The 15,759-nt window shown below is 67.6% G+C and carries 16 protein-coding genes; 9 read left to right on the forward strand and 7 right to left on the reverse strand.

Annotated elements, in window-relative coordinates; all coding sequences use genetic code 11:
* The first annotated feature begins 43 nt into the window (after positions 1-43).
* On the forward strand, positions 44-367 hold the full coding sequence (locus JHW41_RS18635; RefSeq protein ID WP_057946632.1) for a Rieske (2Fe-2S) protein: 324 nt from the start codon (positions 44-46) through the stop codon (positions 365-367).
* Positions 368-454: 87 nt separating this feature from the next.
* On the opposite strand, the gene JHW41_RS18640 is transcribed toward JHW41_RS18635, so the two are convergent.
* The 4 genes from JHW41_RS18640 to JHW41_RS18655 form a co-directional block, all read right to left on the reverse strand.
* A complete protein-coding gene (locus tag JHW41_RS18640) occupies positions 455-1,930 on the reverse strand; it encodes an XVIPCD domain-containing protein (protein WP_250444343.1) in 1,476 nt (491 codons plus the stop codon).
* Between the two features lie 27 nt (positions 1,931-1,957).
* Entirely contained in the window at positions 1,958-2,443 is a 486-nt protein-coding gene (locus JHW41_RS18645) for a hypothetical protein (RefSeq protein WP_250444344.1), read from the reverse strand.
* 155 nt (positions 2,444-2,598) lie between these two features.
* Positions 2,599-3,186, reverse strand: coding sequence for a hypothetical protein (locus JHW41_RS18650; protein WP_250444346.1), 588 nt, complete (start codon positions 3,184-3,186; stop codon positions 2,599-2,601).
* Between the two features lie 258 nt (positions 3,187-3,444).
* Entirely contained in the window at positions 3,445-3,795 is a 351-nt protein-coding gene (locus JHW41_RS18655) for a hypothetical protein (RefSeq protein ID WP_250444348.1), read from the reverse strand.
* Between the two features lie 398 nt (positions 3,796-4,193).
* Between JHW41_RS18655 and JHW41_RS18660 the strand changes: the two genes are divergently transcribed.
* The 5 genes from JHW41_RS18660 to JHW41_RS18680 all read left to right on the forward strand — a co-directional run bounded on the left by JHW41_RS18660 (position 4,194) and on the right by JHW41_RS18680 (position 9,446).
* Complete coding sequence (locus tag JHW41_RS18660; RefSeq protein WP_057946627.1) at positions 4,194-6,494, forward strand: TonB-dependent receptor; 2,301 nt, start codon at positions 4,194-4,196, stop codon at positions 6,492-6,494.
* Between the two features lie 101 nt (positions 6,495-6,595).
* Complete coding sequence (locus tag JHW41_RS18665) at positions 6,596-7,282, forward strand: Fe2+-dependent dioxygenase (RefSeq protein ID WP_078996816.1); 687 nt, start codon at positions 6,596-6,598, stop codon at positions 7,280-7,282.
* Positions 7,279-7,914, forward strand: coding sequence for a PepSY-associated TM helix domain-containing protein (locus tag JHW41_RS18670; RefSeq protein ID WP_250444350.1), 636 nt, complete (start codon positions 7,279-7,281; stop codon positions 7,912-7,914). The genes JHW41_RS18665 and JHW41_RS18670 overlap by 4 nt, the downstream gene beginning before the upstream one ends.
* 40 nt (positions 7,915-7,954) lie before the next feature.
* A complete protein-coding gene (locus tag JHW41_RS18675) occupies positions 7,955-8,470 on the forward strand; it encodes a DUF2271 domain-containing protein (protein ID WP_250444352.1) in 516 nt (171 codons plus the stop codon).
* A 166-nt stretch (positions 8,471-8,636) separates the two neighbouring features.
* Positions 8,637-9,446: a DUF4198 domain-containing protein gene (locus JHW41_RS18680; RefSeq protein ID WP_250444355.1), complete on the forward strand. Its 810-nt coding sequence runs from the start codon at positions 8,637-8,639 to the stop codon at positions 9,444-9,446.
* Here the strand turns inward: JHW41_RS18680 and JHW41_RS18685 are convergent.
* Positions 9,413-9,616: a hypothetical protein gene (locus tag JHW41_RS18685; protein ID WP_250444357.1), complete on the reverse strand. Its 204-nt coding sequence runs from the start codon at positions 9,614-9,616 to the stop codon at positions 9,413-9,415. The genes JHW41_RS18680 and JHW41_RS18685 overlap by 34 nt on opposite strands.
* On the opposite strand from JHW41_RS18685, the gene JHW41_RS18690 reads away from it, so the two are divergent.
* The gene (locus JHW41_RS18690; RefSeq protein ID WP_250444359.1) at positions 9,609-10,610 is read left to right on the forward strand and encodes an FAD:protein FMN transferase; all 1,002 of its coding nucleotides are present in this window, start codon (positions 9,609-9,611) and stop codon (positions 10,608-10,610) included. The genes JHW41_RS18685 and JHW41_RS18690 overlap by 8 nt on opposite strands.
* On the forward strand, positions 10,607-12,259 hold the full coding sequence (locus JHW41_RS18695) for a sulfite reductase subunit alpha (protein ID WP_250444362.1): 1,653 nt from the start codon (positions 10,607-10,609) through the stop codon (positions 12,257-12,259). Before JHW41_RS18690 ends, JHW41_RS18695 begins: the two co-directional genes overlap by 4 nt.
* A gap of 253 nt (positions 12,260-12,512) precedes the next feature.
* Here the strand turns inward: JHW41_RS18695 and JHW41_RS18700 are convergent, their stop codons facing one another.
* Both JHW41_RS18700 and JHW41_RS18705 read right to left on the reverse strand, forming a co-directional pair.
* Positions 12,513-13,130 (reverse strand): HutD/Ves family protein, encoded by a 618-nt coding sequence (locus tag JHW41_RS18700; RefSeq protein WP_250444363.1) that lies wholly within the window; start codon positions 13,128-13,130, stop codon positions 12,513-12,515.
* Positions 13,131-13,526: 396 nt separating this feature from the next.
* The gene (locus tag JHW41_RS18705) at positions 13,527-13,895 is read right to left on the reverse strand and encodes a ComEA family DNA-binding protein (RefSeq protein ID WP_425606176.1); all 369 of its coding nucleotides are present in this window, start codon (positions 13,893-13,895) and stop codon (positions 13,527-13,529) included.
* Between the two features lie 191 nt (positions 13,896-14,086).
* Between JHW41_RS18705 and JHW41_RS18710 the strand changes: the two genes are divergently transcribed.
* Positions 14,087-15,613: a M20 family metallopeptidase gene (locus tag JHW41_RS18710; protein WP_250444365.1), complete on the forward strand. Its 1,527-nt coding sequence runs from the start codon at positions 14,087-14,089 to the stop codon at positions 15,611-15,613.
* The last annotated feature ends 146 nt before the right edge of the window (positions 15,614-15,759 follow it).

Here is a 15,759-nt window from a genome sequence, read left to right on the forward strand (position 1 = left end):
TCCCGGGTCCCTAGTCCCGCACCCACCGAAAGGAAGCCAAGACATGAGCGACTGGGTCTTCGTCTGCGCCACCTCGCAACTGCTGCCGGGCGAATCCACCGTCGCCTGGGACGGCGACACCGCGATCTTCGTGTGCAACTACGACGGCGATTACTACGCCCTGGAAGACCGCTGCTCGCACGAGGACTTCGAACTGTCCTCGGGCACCTTCGACGGCGAGGAAGCCAGCATCGAGTGCGTGCTGCACGGCGCGCGCTTCGACGTGCGCGATGGCCGGCCGCTGTGCGCGCCGGCGTACGAGCCGGTGGCGAAGTTCCCGGTCAAGGTCGAAGACGGCGGGGTGTGGACGCGCGACGACCGCGGGTGACGCGGCCGCGCAGATCTCAAAAAACTGCGTCCCTCGCGGCGCCAGCCCGACGCATTACCCGCAAGGGTGGTTCGGGCCCGTAGTTCGTTACCGCGCCTGTCCCTTAAGCGTCGGATCGTCTTGCGTCGGCGCGGGCTGCGTTCGCTCGCCGCCCTGCGCTTGCGCGTGGTGTTGCGCCAACGTGGATTGAATCTGCAGCGAGGCCTGCGCCAGGCTGGTCGCGCTGTCCTGCGCCGCGGGCAGCAAGGCCAGCTTCGCCGTCGGATTGTCCAGTTCGCCCTGAACCGCGATCAGGCCGCTGCGGTCGTTGTTGAAGACGGCGAAATCGATCCGGTCCAGCCGCTCGTTCTGACCGCCTTGCGGCCGCTGCGCGCCCGCGAGGCTGGCGTAGGCCAGATTGGCGGCGGCCTGCTGCAAGCGCTCGCCCGAGAGCGCGCCGGCCGGGATGTTCGGCGAACGCTCGATCGCGGCCAGCGCTTGCTGGAAGCGCTCGTGGCCGGGATGGGCGCGGTCGGTGATGGCGGGTGTTTCGGCAGGCGAAGGCGTCGGCGGGCGCGGTTCGGACTGAGCGGGTTGCGTCGATGGGGTTTGCCCGGAGGCGGGCGCGCCTTGTTGCTGCGTCTGCGTACGCGGCGCCGGTCCGATATTGAACTCGGCGAAACTGCCGTCGCGGACCAGTCGGTTGAGATTGACCGTGATCTCCGGGTTGCTTTCGTTCCAGCCTGCGCCGATGTTCTGGTTGCCTTCGTCGGCGCGCTCGTTGTTCCCGTATGGATTACGCAGCGTTACCCGTGGTTCGTTGGTCTGCGCATCGCGCGATACGCCGACCACCATGTAGGCATGGCTTTCCTCCAGGCCATCGCGAACGTCGCGCCCCTGTGTCGCCATCGACACCGGGCGATGGGCCGCAAGCGCCTGCTCTACCTCGGCGTAGACCGCATCCAGCTCCAACTTGGCGCCCTGCAAAGGCGCCCGATACGGCGGCGGCTCGGAAGGTTTGACATGGTCGGGGCCGGTGGGCCGCATCGGTGGGGCGTCGGGATTGCGGATCTGCAGGCTACGGCCCGATTCGCCGGTCAAGGCATAGATGCCGTCGGCTAGACCGCCGCCACCTGTCGCCGCACCGATCGTCCGATAGCCTCGATCCAGATTCACTTTTCCCTGTGCATCCCGGCCATAAAGCTCAGCGAACCCGGCTTCGATGACGGTCGGCCACAGTGCGCCACTGCGCTCGCGATTGTCGTCGACGGTGCCACCGCCCCTCTCTCGAATGTTCCGACGAATATCCTCTTGCGACACACTGATCGATTCGCGGATCGGATCGGAGTGTCCCTGGCTACGTTCCTGCGTACTCGGCGGGCGATATAACGTCACCGTGAACTCGTTGGTCTCGACATCGAAGCCGATGGCATCGTGAATACGATCAGGCTGCTGCTCGCCTAGCGCCCCCATCGGCGCGAGAAAGTAGCAGTTGTAAAGAAGATCCTGCTCGATATCTGATGCGTGCGGCCGGCCGCCCGCCCCATACAAGTCCGCCGCCGTGAATTGCCGTTCCTTTGCCATACCGACCTCCTACCTGGATCGCTTCCGTCAATGCGCCGCAACGGGCTCAAGTTCAAAATATCCCACCAAAGTGCGCTCACGTGTACCGGGAAGGAAATTATTGGACCACACAAAAGCGATATGGCGCGGCGTATTGCCATTGAGCGCCCACAGAAAAATCCTGTAATCAACATCCCCAAACCAACCATCGGTCTGCATCGTGCCACCCAGGTTCTGGGTGGCAAATTGGTGCGTCTTTGAGCCAATCGAAGCCCCTGCGGTAAATCCAGGCTCGGTCAAAACGAAACGCTGCCCAACCACCCGATACTCGTGTTTCAGATACTGCTCGACCCACCTCACCATCGCTGCTTTGGCGCGCCGCTGTTCGTTAGCGGGCGACACGCTGTCCCGCGGCTCGGGCGTCGCCCATTCCTGCATGTCCTTGAGCGTGCTGTTCGTTGGCTCGATGGTTTTGCAACTCGTCAACGCGCAACACGCCAGGACGAGCAAGACAGCGAGAGAGCGGAATTTCACGGCGAAGCTCCTTTTGCCAGATGTGATCAGTTTAGACCGAGCCAGCCACCGGCGTGCATACCTTCTGGCTCACATGTTCGGTTCAAACTCGACCTGGCCAGTCTTCGCGTTAAAACGCACACTTCGGCACAAGAATGGCAGTTCGGGACGCTGCTCTAGCGAGCATCCACCACATCAGGACGATCATCGGCTTCATTTGATTCAGCGACCTTGTACTGCCGCTCCTTCGCCGCGCTCCCTTCCTGAGCTGTTTTAGTTCGCTCCTTCGCAGAGCGCACAAGTTCCAGATAACCCACCATGCGACGCTCATCCGAACCGAGCAAAAAATCGCGGGTCAGGACGAAGACCACGTAACGCGGCGACCTATCGCCGAAGGCCCACAAGAACAGCATGTAATTATCATCATCAAACCAGCCATCGACCTGCATCTCGCCTCCCAGGTTCTGGGTGACATGTTGATGCGCCTTGGAGCCGATAGCCGCACCGTCGGTAGACCCAGGCGCAGTCAACACGAAACGCCGACCGACCACCCGATACTCATGCTTCAGATACCGCTCGACCCATCGCACCATCGCCGCTTTGGCGCGCCGCTGTTCGTTCGCTGACGACAAGCGATCCAGCGGCTCGGGCGTCGCCCACTCCTGCATATCCTTGAGCGTGCTGTTCGTTGGCTCGATGGTCTTGCAACTCGCCAACGCGCAACACGCCAGGACGAGCAAGACAACGAGCGGGCGGAATTTCACGGCGAAGCTCCTTTTGCCAGATGCGGCCAGTTTAGACCGAGCCAGTCGTCGGCGGGCATAGCCTCAGGCTCAAATGCTCGGTTTAATTCAACCCTGCGGATCTTTCGAGTAAAAGGCGCACATTTAATGCCTTGCAGATGGCACAAGCTCGAAATAACCGACCAGAGCGCGCTTGTGCGTACCAGGCAAGAAATCATTGGTGATCGCCAAAGCAACGTAGCGCGGCGAGCTATCGCCGAATTCCCATAGGAACATCATCTAATTGTCATCGTCGAGCCAGCCATCCACCTGCATAGCTCCGCCCAAGGTCCGTGTGACGTATTGATTCGCTTTGGAGCCCATCGCCGCAAAGCCGGTATCCCCCGGCGCAGTCAACACGAAACGCCGGCCGATCACCCGATACTCATGCTTCAGATACCGCCCGACCCATCGCACCATCTCCGCCTTGGCGCGCCGTTGTTCGCTCGCGGGAGACACGCGATCCAGCGGCTCGGGCGTCGCCCACTCCTGCATGTCCTGGAGCGTGCCGTTCGCCGGCTCGATGGTTTTGCAACTCGTCAACGCGCAACACGCCAGGACGAACGCGACAACGAGAGGGCGGAACGTCATAGCAATCATCCTTTTGCCGAAGACGCTCAGTGTAGGCCGGTCTATTCGTAAGCAAACGCGGCTTCTGGCTCCGAAGTTTCAAATCGCCGACAAAGCGTTGGGAAAATCGCCAGCAGATGGCGACGCGATCGACCGTGGACAAATCCGTTGGGCACTCCAAAGGCATTCGGCGGCGATACGCAACGTGCCCAAGCCTGCTAAGCCGGCACTGGTCGCGCTGCCTGCCCACATCGCCAGATACCGGCTGCCGGGCGACGGTTCCAAGCACAGTTATGCGACGAAAACGGTTACAGCCGGGCGCTCCGTTCAATTTTCGTTGCAAATGAGAATCCATCTCATTAATATCCCGGCCCGACGCGGCCCGTTCCGCGGCCCTTTTCCTGCCCCCAGAGATTCCCATGTCGCCCACGAAGTTCGTCGTGTCGCCGCTCGCCGGCGCGCTCGCCCTCGCAATCAGCCTGCCCACCCTCGCCGCCCCCGCTCCGGCCCCCCAGGCCAAGGACGTCGAAGGCGTCGAAGTGCACGGCCAGCGCATCCAGAAGGCCAGCAGCGGCAAGTACACCGCGAACCTGCGCGACACCCCGCAGACGGTCACCGTGATCGACCGCAACACCATCGACGGCCAGAACCTGCTGTCGCTGCAGGACATCCTCAGCACCCTGCCGGGCATCACCTTCGGCGCCGGCGAAGGCGGCGGCGGCTTCGGCGACAAGATCAACCTGCGCGGCTTCGACGCCACCAACGACATCACCGTCGACGGCGTGCGCGACAGCGGCATGTACAGCCGCACCGATCCGTTCAACCTGGAATCGGTGGAAGTGATCAACGGCGCCAACTCGGTCTATTCCGGCGCCGGCTCGGTCGGCGGCACCGTCAACCTGGTCAGCAAGTCCGCCGGCCTCAACGAGTTCCACAAGGCCTCCATCGCCGCCGGCACCGACGCCTACGCGCGCTTCACCAGCGACAGCAACTTCGTGCTCGGCGAAGGCACCGCGCTGCGCCTGAACACCATGGCGCACCAGAACGACGTGCCGGGCCGCGACGTCGAGGACAACCAGCGTTGGGGCGTGGCCGCCTCGCTCGGCTTCGGCCTGGGCAGCGATACGTCGTGGACCCTGAGCTATCTGCACCAGAGCGACGACAACACCCCGCAGTACGGCCTGCCGTTCTTCAACGGCGACGTGCTGCCGGGCATCGACCGCGGCAACTACTACGGCTACAGCAACATCGACCGCCAGGAAGTCGAGCTCGATTCGCTGACCTCGGTGATCGACCACAGCTTCAACGAGCGCTTCAAGCTGCGCAATCTGACCCGCTGGCAGCAGGTCGACCAGTTCTCGCTGGTCGACGCCGTGCAGGGCACCTGGTGCCTGGCCAACGGCGTCACCCCGACCGGCGCCGCCTGTGGCGCGACCCGTCCGGGCAACTACAGCCCGAGCGGCCCGCGCGGCTACGGCCGCGACACGCGCAACACCACGATCTACAACCAGACCGACCTGACGCTGAGCTTCAACACCGGCGCGATCGAGCACAACCTGGTCGCCGGCTTCTCGATCCTGCACGAGAAGTTCGACCTCGACGTCACCAGCGACTTCCGCAACCCCAACGGCACCAACCCGTTCCTGGCGGGCCTGCCGCAGATGAACATCGCCAACCCGGACCACATCTACCGCGGTCCGCTCAACCGCACCCTGACCGGGCGCACCGAGGGCGAACTCGACAACCGCGCGCTGTACGTGTTCGATACGCTCAAGTTCAACGAGCAGTGGCAGCTGAGCCTGGGCGCGCGCTACGAGCGCAACGAGGGCAAGACCAACAGCGCCGTCGTCGTGCAGGCGCCGACCGCCGCCAACCAGCCGCTGCCGGCGCAGCCGATCGGCACCGTCACCGGCTACGGCGTGCCGACCAAGAGCAACGACGACCTGTTCTCCTATCGCGCCGGCCTGGTGTTCAAGCCGGTCGAGAACGGCAGCGTCTACATCGCCTACGGCAATTCCAAGACCCCGTCGAAGGCCTCGGTCAACGGTTCGTGCACGCCGCAGAACTGCTCGGTCGATCCGGAAACCGCGGTCAGCTACGAGCTCGGCACCAAGTGGGACTTCCTCGACGGCCGCCTCGCGCTGACCGGCTCGGTGTTCCGCAACGACCGCAAGAACTACAAGGTCGCCGACCCGGCCAACCCGCTCAACCCGTCCGGCCTGCAGCAGCTCGACGGCCGCGCGCGCGTCGACGGCGTGATGCTCGGCCTGTCCGGCCTGCTGACCGACCACTGGGCGGTCTACGCCAACTACGCCTTCCTCGACAGCGAAGTGCTGCGCGGCGTGTCCAACCGTCAGGCGCAGCTCGGCCAGGACTTCACCAAGGGCGACCGCCTGCTGAGCGTGCCGGAGCACTCCTTCAGCCTGTGGACCACCTACGACCTGAGCCCGAAGTGGCAGATCGGCTACGGCGCGACCTACCAGGGCAAGATCTGGCTGACCCAGCACAGCGCGACCAACGTCAACGGCCCGCTGACCACCTACGGCAGCTACTGGACCCACCGCGCGATGGTCGCCTACAAGATCAGCCGCCAGGCCCAGCTGCAGCTCAACGTCAACAACCTGAGCGACGAAGAGTATTTCACCCGCATCCGCAACAACGGCTGGGCCACCCCGGGCGACGGCCGCCAGGTGGTGCTGAGCGCCAACTTCTCGTTCTGACCGCAAGCCAAGTGGCGGGAGGCGTCGGCTTCACGGTCTAATCGACGCTTCCCGGCCACGCGCGCCGCCCGGATCCGCCGGGCGGCCGCATCGAGGTAACCATGCTGCTGCACGTGCCCAAGGTTCTCACCGCCGAACAGGTCGCCCATTGCCGGGCGCGCCTGGACCAGGCCGGCTGGGCCGACGGACGCATCACCGCCGGCCATCAATCGGCCAAGGCCAAGGACAACGCGCAACTGCCGGAGACCGATCCGGCCGCGCGCGAACTCGGCGCGCTGATCCTCGACGCGCTGTCGCGGAATTCCACCTTTTTCTCCGCCGCCCTGCCGCAGCGCGTGTATCCGCCGCTGTTCAACCGCTATGCCGGCGGGCAGTCGTTCGGCTTCCACGTCGACAACGCGATCCGCTACGACCGCAGCCGCGGCGGCATGGACGCGGTGCGCACCGACCTGTCGGCGACCTTGTTCCTCAGCGCGCCCGACGAATACGACGGCGGCGAACTGGTGATCGAGGACACCTACGGCTCGCACAGCGTCAAGCTGCCGGCTGGCGACCTGGTGCTGTACCCGGGCACCAGCCTGCACAAGGTCACTCCGGTGACCCGCGGCGTACGCACGGCGTCGTTCTTCTGGATCCAGAGCCTGCTCGCGGAAGACGCGCAGCGGCGGCTGATGTTCGAGCTCGACGTGTCGATCCGCCGCCTGAGCGCGGACGTGCCCGAGCATCCGGCGCTGGTGCAGCTGACCGGCGTCTACCACAACCTGCTGCGGCGCTGGAGCCAGACGTGAGCGCCGCGGCCGCCAACGGCGCCGACCCGAACCGCCGCGCGTACTGGCTCAAGACCCTGCACCGCTGGCATTGGATCAGCGCCGCGCTGAGCCTGGTCGCGCTGCTGCTGTTCTCGGTCACCGGCATCACCCTCAACCACGCCGCGCAGATCGAATCCAAGCCGCGCGTGGTCAATCTCAAGGAAACCCTGCCGGCGAGCCTGCTGCGCAACCTGAGCGGCGAGCGCGCCGCCGACGCGCCGCTGCCGGGCAGCGTCAACGATTGGCTCGCCGATGCGTTGGACGTACGCACCGACGGGCGCAAGGGCGAGTGGAGCGACAGCGAGGTCTACGTGTCGCTGCCGCGTCCCGGCGGCGACGCCTGGATCAGCATCGACCGCGAGAGCGGCGCGATCGAATACGAACGCACCGACCGCGGCTGGATCGCCTGGCTCAACGACCTGCACAAGGGCCGCAACACCGGCACCGCCTGGCGCTGGTTCATCGACCTGTTCGCGGTGGCCTGCCTGCTGTTCGCGCTGACCGGCCTGTGGCTGCTGCAGCTGCACGCGCGCCAGCGCGGCAAGACCTGGCCGCTGGTGGTCGCCGGGCTGCTGCTGCCGCTGCTGATCGTCGTCTTGTTCATGCATTGAAGAATCCGAAGACATTCACCGCAACTTTCCGGAGCGCTCCATGAAGCCGTCCATGTTCAAGATCCTGATCCCGGCGCTGACCCTGCCGCTGCCGGCGTTCGCCGCCGATCTGGAACTCAACATCGAAGTGCCGCGCATCAACGCGGCCGAGTATCACCGTCCTTACGTCGCCGCCTGGATCGAGAAGGCCGACAACTCCGTGGCGAGCAACCTGCTCGTCTGGTACGACGTGGACATGAAGAACGGCGAAGGCACCAAGTGGCTCAAGGACATGCGCCAGTGGTGGCGGCGCAGCGGCCGCACCCTGAGCATGCCGGTCGACGGCGTCAGCGGCGCGACCCGTCCGGTCGGCCAGCACGCGGTCGCCTTCAAGGGCGGCTCCAAGCAACTCGCCGGCCTCGCTCCGGGCAGCTACACCCTGGTGGTGGAAGCCGCGCGCGAAGTCGGCGGCCGCGAGATGCTGAGCATCCCGTTCGAATGGCCGGCCAAGGCGCAGAAGCTGTCGGCGCAAGGCAAGACCGAGTTGGGCAAGGTCGGGCTGGTAGTGAAGCCCTGATCGAGCGGGGACCGAAGGCGATGCGGGCAAACGACGCGATGGCGCTGTTTCCCGCCGCGCCGGCATCCCGCCGCGTTCGCCGCTTCGTTGCGAACGGTTCCGCCCGGCCTCGCGATCCATCCACGCTGCTTTTCCTCCGCATTCCCTTCATTCCCGGACCCCAGCCATGAAAACCAAACTCGTACTCGCCACCGCCCTCGCCGCCCTCGCCCTGGCCGGCAGCGCCCACGCCCACAAGGCCTGGCTGCAGCCCTCGCAGACCGTGTTCTCCGACAAGGGCTCGTGGATGACGGTCGACGCGGCCGTGTCCAACGACCTGTTCTATTTCAACCACGTGCCGCTGCCGCTGGAGCGGCTGCAGGTGACCGCGCCGGACGGCAGCAGCGTCGCGCCGCAGAACGGCGCCACCGGCAAGCTGCGCAGCGTGTTCGACCTGCAACTGCAGCAGGAAGGCACCTACAAGATCGCGATGAACAACGAAGGCATGTTCGCCAGCTACAAGCTCGGCGGCGAAGCCAAGCGCTGGCGCGGCAAGGCCGGCGAGTTCAAGGGCGCGATCCCGGCCGGCGCGACCGAGGTCAACGCGTCCGAGAGCCTGGGCCGGGTCGAGACCTTCGCCACCGTCGGCAAGCCGAGCACGGGCGTGTTCAAGACCACCGGCAAGGGCATCGAGCTGGTGCCGGTGACCCATCCCAACGACTTGTTCGCCGGCGAAGCGGCGACCTTCCAGCTGCTGATCGACGGCAAGCCGGCCTCGGGCCTGAAGATCGAAGTCGTGCCGGGCGCGACCCGCTACCGCAACGAACAGGCCGAGATCCTCGTCACCACCGGCGCCGACGGCAAGTTCGAAGTGAAGTGGCCGCAGGCCGGCATGTACTGGCTGGAAACCGCCAGCGAAGACGCCAAGACCACCCTGCCCGACGCCAAGCAGCGCCGCCTGAGCTACGTGGCGGTGTTCGAAGTGCTGCCGCAGTAAGCGATGACCGCGCGCGCGCCGCAGCCGATGTGGTCGTGGACGGGCGCCGTGGCGCCCGTCCACGGCGCGGGCGCGGGTGCGCGGGACACGCTCGCGACAGGTGCCTTCGCGCCGACGTACTCGGCGAACTTCGCCGCGAGCACGACGCTCGACGCCACCGCGATGTCCACGCCCGCCGCGCTGCACGAATTGCGCGGACTGAGCATGGGCACTACGTGGTCGGTCAAGCTGATCGCGCCGGTGTCGGCCTTGATCGGCCTGGAACGCGGCATCCAGGCCATGCTCGACCAAGTCGTCGCGCAAATGAGCACCTGGGAAACCGATTCGGACATCAGCCGCTACAACCGCGCCACGGCCGGCAGCGCGCACGTCCTGCCGGCGCCGTTCGCCGAAGTGCTGCACGCGGCGCTGGCGCTGGCCGCCGATACCGACGGCGCCTACGACCCGACCATCGGCCCGCTCGCCGACCTGTGGGGCTTCGGCCCCGCCGGCGCGCGCACGCGGGCGCCGGCCGCCGCGCCGCTGGCGCAGGCGCGCGAACGCGTCGATTGGCGTCGGTTGCATTTCGATCCGCTCGCTCGCGTCTTGTCGCAACCGGGCGGCGCGTATCTGGATTTCTCCTCCATCGCCAAGGGCTACGGCGTCGACCGCGTCGCCGACTGGCTGCTTGCGCACGGCGTGGCCGATTGTCTGGTCGAAGTCGGCGGCGAACTGCGCGCGCACGGGCGCAAGCCCGACGGCTCGGCCTGGCGCATCGCGGTCGAACAGCCCGGGCGCGAGGACGAAGCCGCCGCGGTGATCGCACTCGATAACCTGTCCATCGCCACTTCCGGCGACTACCGCCGCTACTTCGAGCCATCAAGCTTCGAACACACCGGCGGCGAACGTTCTGGCGCGCCCACCGGCTGCGCGCACCGCTATTCGCACACCCTCGATCCGCGCACCGGCGCGCCGATCGACAACGCGGTGGCCTCGGTCACCGTCCTGCACGAACGCTGCATGCACGCCGACGCGCTCGCCACCGCCCTGACCGTGCTCGGTGCCCGCGCCGGGCTCGCCTACGCCAACCGCCGCCAGCTCGCCGCGTTGTTCGTGCTGCGCGAGGGCGAGGGTTTCGTCGCCCGCGCCACCCCGGGCTTCGTCGCCCGGCAACGTTCCGCATGACCTCCGACTCCGGCGCGCGCGAACGCGCATTCGATCGCTCGCTGCTCGGCAACGCGCTGGCGTTGCTCGCGCTGGCGGCGCTGGCCGTGGCGCTGGCGCGCTGGCAGGCCGACGCCTGGCACTGGATCGCGCCCGGCCGCGGCCGCTGGTGGATGGCCGCCGCGCTGGTCGCCGCGTATGCCGGCTTCGTCGCCGCGGTCGCGGTCTCGCGCAGGCGCAGCGCGCGACGCGAGGCCCTGCCGGCGATCCATGCCGACCGCCGCGGCGACTGGCTGGTCGCCTTCGCCAGCCAGACCGGCTTCGCCGAACAACTCGCCCGGCGCAGCTGGCAGGCGCTGCGCGACGCCGGCCTGAGCGCCGATCTGGCCGTGCTCGGCACGCTCGATGCCGCGCAGCTGGCGCACTACCGCCGTGCGCTGTTCGTGGTCAGCACCACCGGCGAAGGCGACGCGCCCGACAGCGCCGCCGCGTTCGTGCGCAAGGCGATGGGCGCGGCGACGCCGCTGCCGCAGCTTGGCTACGGCGTGCTCGCGCTTGGCGATCGCGAGTACGCCGAGTACTGCGCGTTCGGCCATCGCCTCGACCACTGGCTGCGCCACGCCGGCGCGCAAGCGCTGTTCGATCTGGTCGAAGTCGACAACGGCGAAGCCGGCGCGCTGCGCCATTGGCAGCATCACCTCGGCCTGCTCGCCGGCCGCACCGACCTGCCCGACTGGAGCGCACCGGCCTACGCGCCGTGGCGTCTGCGCGAGCGACGCGTCTCGAATCCGGGCAGCGCCGGCGCGGCCGCCTTCCATCTCGCCCTGGTGCCGGCCGACGGTTCGGCGCTGCAATGGCAAGCCGGCGACATCGCCGAGATCGGGCCGCGCAACCCGCCCGACGACGTCGTGCAATGGCTGGCCGCGAACGGCTTCGACGGCGCCGCGCGCGTGCGTCGCGACGAGGCCGACCTCGCGCTGGCCGATCTGCTGCAACGTTCGCGCCTGCCCGCCGCCGCCGACGCGCGCGGCAAGAGCGCGCAGGCGCTGGCCGACGCCCTGGAGCCGCTGCCGCACCGCGAATACTCCATCGCTTCGGTTCCCGCCGACGGCGCGCTGCGCCTGCTGGTACGACAGATGCGTCGCGACGACGGCCGCCCGGGCCTGGGCAGCGGCTGGCTGACCGAATACGCCGGCGACGGCGCGACGATCGACCTGCGCATCCGCTCCAATCCGTCCTTCCACGCGCCCGCCGACGCGCGGCCGTTGATCCTGATCGGCAACGGCACCGGCCTGGCCGGACTGCGCGCGCTGCTGCGCGAACGCATCGACGCCGGCCGTCACCGCAACTGGTTGCTGTTCGGCGAACGCAACGCGGCCTGCGACTTGCATTACCGCGACGAACTGGACGCGTGGCTGGCCGAAGGGCGCATCGAACGCGCCGATTACGCCTTCTCGCGCGACGGCGCGCAGCGAGTGTACGTGCAGGACCGTTTGCGCGAACGCATCGCGCAGGTGCGCGAGTGGGTCGATGCCGGCGCTTCGGTCTATGTCTGCGGCAGCCTGGAAGGGATGGCGCCGGCGGTGGACGCGGTGCTGCGCGAGGCGCTCGGCGACGAGGTGCTGGAGGCGATGGCGGCAGACGGGCGTTATCGGCGCGATGTGTATTGATCGGTGCTCGTTCTGCTTGGACGCGGCGATCTGAGCGGCAAGCGTCGGGCCTGAAGGCCCTCCCACAGGTACTAGCGCCGCCGGAAGTCCGACTGTAGGAGCGGCGCAAGCCGCGACCGCGACACTGGGCTTACCGCGAAGGACACGGCGGCCTGAGCGGAAAGCGTCGGGCCTGAAGGCCCTCCCACCTACCGATCACGACAGCCATCGCTTCATCGCCGCCGCCGTCGTTCGCAGCGATCGCCGACGCGGCTCAGGCTTCGCCGACGCGCACCAACAGCACTTCGCCGCCGCCTTCCAGCACATGGCGCAGGCGATCCTCGCCCGCGGCCAGGATCGCGGTATCGCCCGCCTGCAGCGGCGCGAGTCCCGAGCCGTCGGCGAAGTGCGCCTGGCCCGCCAACAGGTGCACGGCCCAGCTCTGGCCGGGCTCGGCGAACAGCACCATCGGGCCGACCAGCGGCCGGTGCCAGAGTTCGGCGCGGACCCGGCCGCGGCGCCACATCAGGTTGAAGTCGTGGGTGGGGCCGTCGATCAGCTCGCCGGTCACCGTGCGTTCGCCGGCGAAGCGCAGCTTGTCGTGCGGCGGGTGCAGCTCGACCGCTTCGCCGTCGTCGAAACGCAGGCGCAGGCCGTTGCCGCTGAGCAGGACCAGTTCCCGATCGACGCCCGGGAACGCCGAGAAGGGGGCGTCGCTTTCGATTTCGGCGATCGACAGGCGCCAGTCCCAGTCTTCCTCGCCAGCGGCCGGACGGTCGCGGCCGGCCTCGCGGCGCATGCGCACGATCTCGCGGGTCCAGCCGAACTGGTTGCGCCAGCGCTCGCGGCGGTACTCGTTGGCGGGGATGCACCAGGACGGGCGGGTGGGCATGGCGCTGCGACTGGCTGAATGGAGAGGCCAGTCTAGTGGGTGTGGGCAAGGGGCCCAAGTCTTGCGGGGCCGCGGACGGGCGCCGGGCGTGGAAGTTCGTTGTGATGGGTAGGGGCGCGGGCGGATGGAGTTGCGCGGTCGCGGCTTGCTCCGCCCTACGGGGGCTTGCGGCGTGCCAACGACAAAAACCAGCGACGCGGAGAGGGCGTCCTGGGGATGCGGGGCTTCGGGTGTGGGGCAGCGGGGCTGCGTCGCTTCGGTTGGGTGCGCCCCGCCGCGGATCCATCCGCGGCGGGGCAGCGTACTTCCGTGTCCAGGGACCTCCCCCCGAATCCTTCGGGCCTCCTTGCCCGATCAGCTACCGGCTCCGCATCCGTACGGTGCCGGCAGGCTTGTTCAGCGCTTACTGGCGGCGCGCGGCGCCGCGATGGCGCCGGCGGTGTTGATGGGACGACCCTGCGCCGGCGCCCCACCCACCACGATACGGTCCCGGTTCTTTTCCACCGTCTTCAGACCGATCCCCTTGACCAGGGCCAGCTGTTCGACGCTGCGGAAGGCCCCGTTGGCCTTGCGGTAAGCGACGATCGCTTCTGCCTTGGACGCCCCGATGTTGAGCAGCACGCGGTCCAGCGTGGCCGCATCGGCGCTGTTGATATTGACCTTCTCGGAGGCGTAGGCGCTGCCGGCGAGGACCAGCGAGAGCACCAGCGACTTGGCGATGAGGGCAAACGACTTCATGTTGAGCTCCTTGAGATTGGATTCCATTCCAGGCCGGCCGACTTGCTTCCCTGAGTCCTTGTCTGCCGGTGGAGACAGTCTCCATGTCTCGACGGGCACAGGTTATCGCCGCTTGCGCCCCGGCGAAGTCGGGCGGAACCGCAGCGCAGGGTAGGAAAAGTCCTACACGGCCGGACCGGCGTAAAATGGCGGCCTTCCCCAGCTCCGAGGCCCCGTTCATGGACGCCAGCAAGGTCGACCGCTACGTCGGTCAGAAGTGGGACGACGAAATCGTCCCGCAATTGGTCGAATACATCCGCATCCCCAACAAGTCGCCGATGTTCGACGCCGACTGGGTCAAGCACGGCTACATGGACGACGCGGTCAAGCTGATGGAGTCCTGGGCCAAGGCCCAGAGCATTCCCGGCATGCAGGTCGAGGTGGTGCGCCTGGAAGGCCGCACGCCGCTGATCTTCATCGACATCCCGGCCTTCGACGGCGCGACCGCGCGCGCCGCCGATGCCCCGGCGCAGACGCGCGACGAGGACTGCGTGCTGCTGTACGGCCACCTCGACAAGCAGCCGGAGATGACCGGCTGGGACGACGACCTCGGCCCGTGGAAGCCGGTGATCAAGGGCGACAAGCTGTTCGGCCGCGGCGGCGCGGACGACGGTTACGCGATCTTCGGCTCGCTGGCGGCGATCCTGGCGCTGCAGGACCAGCAGGTCCCGCACTCGCGCTGCGTGATCCTGATCGAAGCCTGCGAGGAATCGGGCAGCTACGACCTGCCGGCCTACGTCGACCACCTCGCCGAGCGCATCGGCAAGCCCTCGCTGGTGGTGTGCCTGGACTCGGGCTGCGGCAACTACGACCAGCTGTGGTGCACGACCTCGCTGCGCGGCCTGGCCGGCGGCAACTTCACGGTCAAGGTGCTCAGCGAAGGCGTGCACTCCGGCGACGCTTCGGGCGTGGTGCCGTCGAGCTTCCGCCTGCTGCGCCAGCTGCTCTCGCGGCTGGAGGACGAGACCAGCGGCAAAATCCTGGTCGAAGGCCTGTACGTCGAGGTGCCCGAGGAACGCATGGAGCAGGCGCGCCAGGCGGCCAAGGTCCTGGACACGGCGGTCTACGACAAGTTCCCGTTCCTGCCGGGCATGAAGCCGATGGCCGATGAGTTGTCGGAACTGGTGCTCAACCGCACCTGGCGCCCGGCGCTGTCGGTGACCGGCGTGGACGGCATGCCGTCGCTGGCCTCGGCCGGCAACGTGCTGCGTCCCTACACCTCGGTCAAGCTGTCGCTGCGCCTGCCGCCGACCCTGGACGGCAAGCGCGCCGGCGAACTGCTGAAGGAAGTGCTGCTGCGCGATCCGCCCAACGGCGCGCAGGTGTCGCTGGAACTGGAGAAGTCCTCCAGCGGCTGGAACGCGCCGGCGATGTCGTCGTGGCTGTCCAAGGCGATCGACGCGTCGAGCCGCGAGTTCTTCGGCCAGCCCGCGATGTACATGGGCGAAGGCGGCTCGATTCCGTTCATGGGCATGCTCGGCGAGAAGTTCCCGGGCGCGCAGTTCATGATCACCGGCGTGCTCGGCCCGCATTCCAACGCGCACGGCCCCAACGAGTTCCTGCACATCCCGATGGGCAAGCGGGTGACCGCGTGCGTGGCGCGGGTGGTGGCCGAGCATCACCAGGCCAGCCAGCGCGGCGAGACCACCGGCGCGGCGGTCGTCGCCGACAGCGGCGATCGCCACGGCGGCCACGGCTGCTGCTGACACTCGCCCCCGGGCGATGGATGCATGAGAAGGCGGGCCGATCGGCCCGCTTTTTCTTTGTCCGCGTCCGCGTCCGTGGCAGCGGCGGCGCGGCGCGCGGCATCGATGCCGCCGCGGCCAGCGCGGGCCGACGGCGACGCTGTCGG

It is taken from the genome of Lysobacter enzymogenes (assembly GCF_023617245.1).
GTDB classification, from domain to species: domain Bacteria; phylum Pseudomonadota; class Gammaproteobacteria; order Xanthomonadales; family Xanthomonadaceae; genus Lysobacter; species Lysobacter yananisis.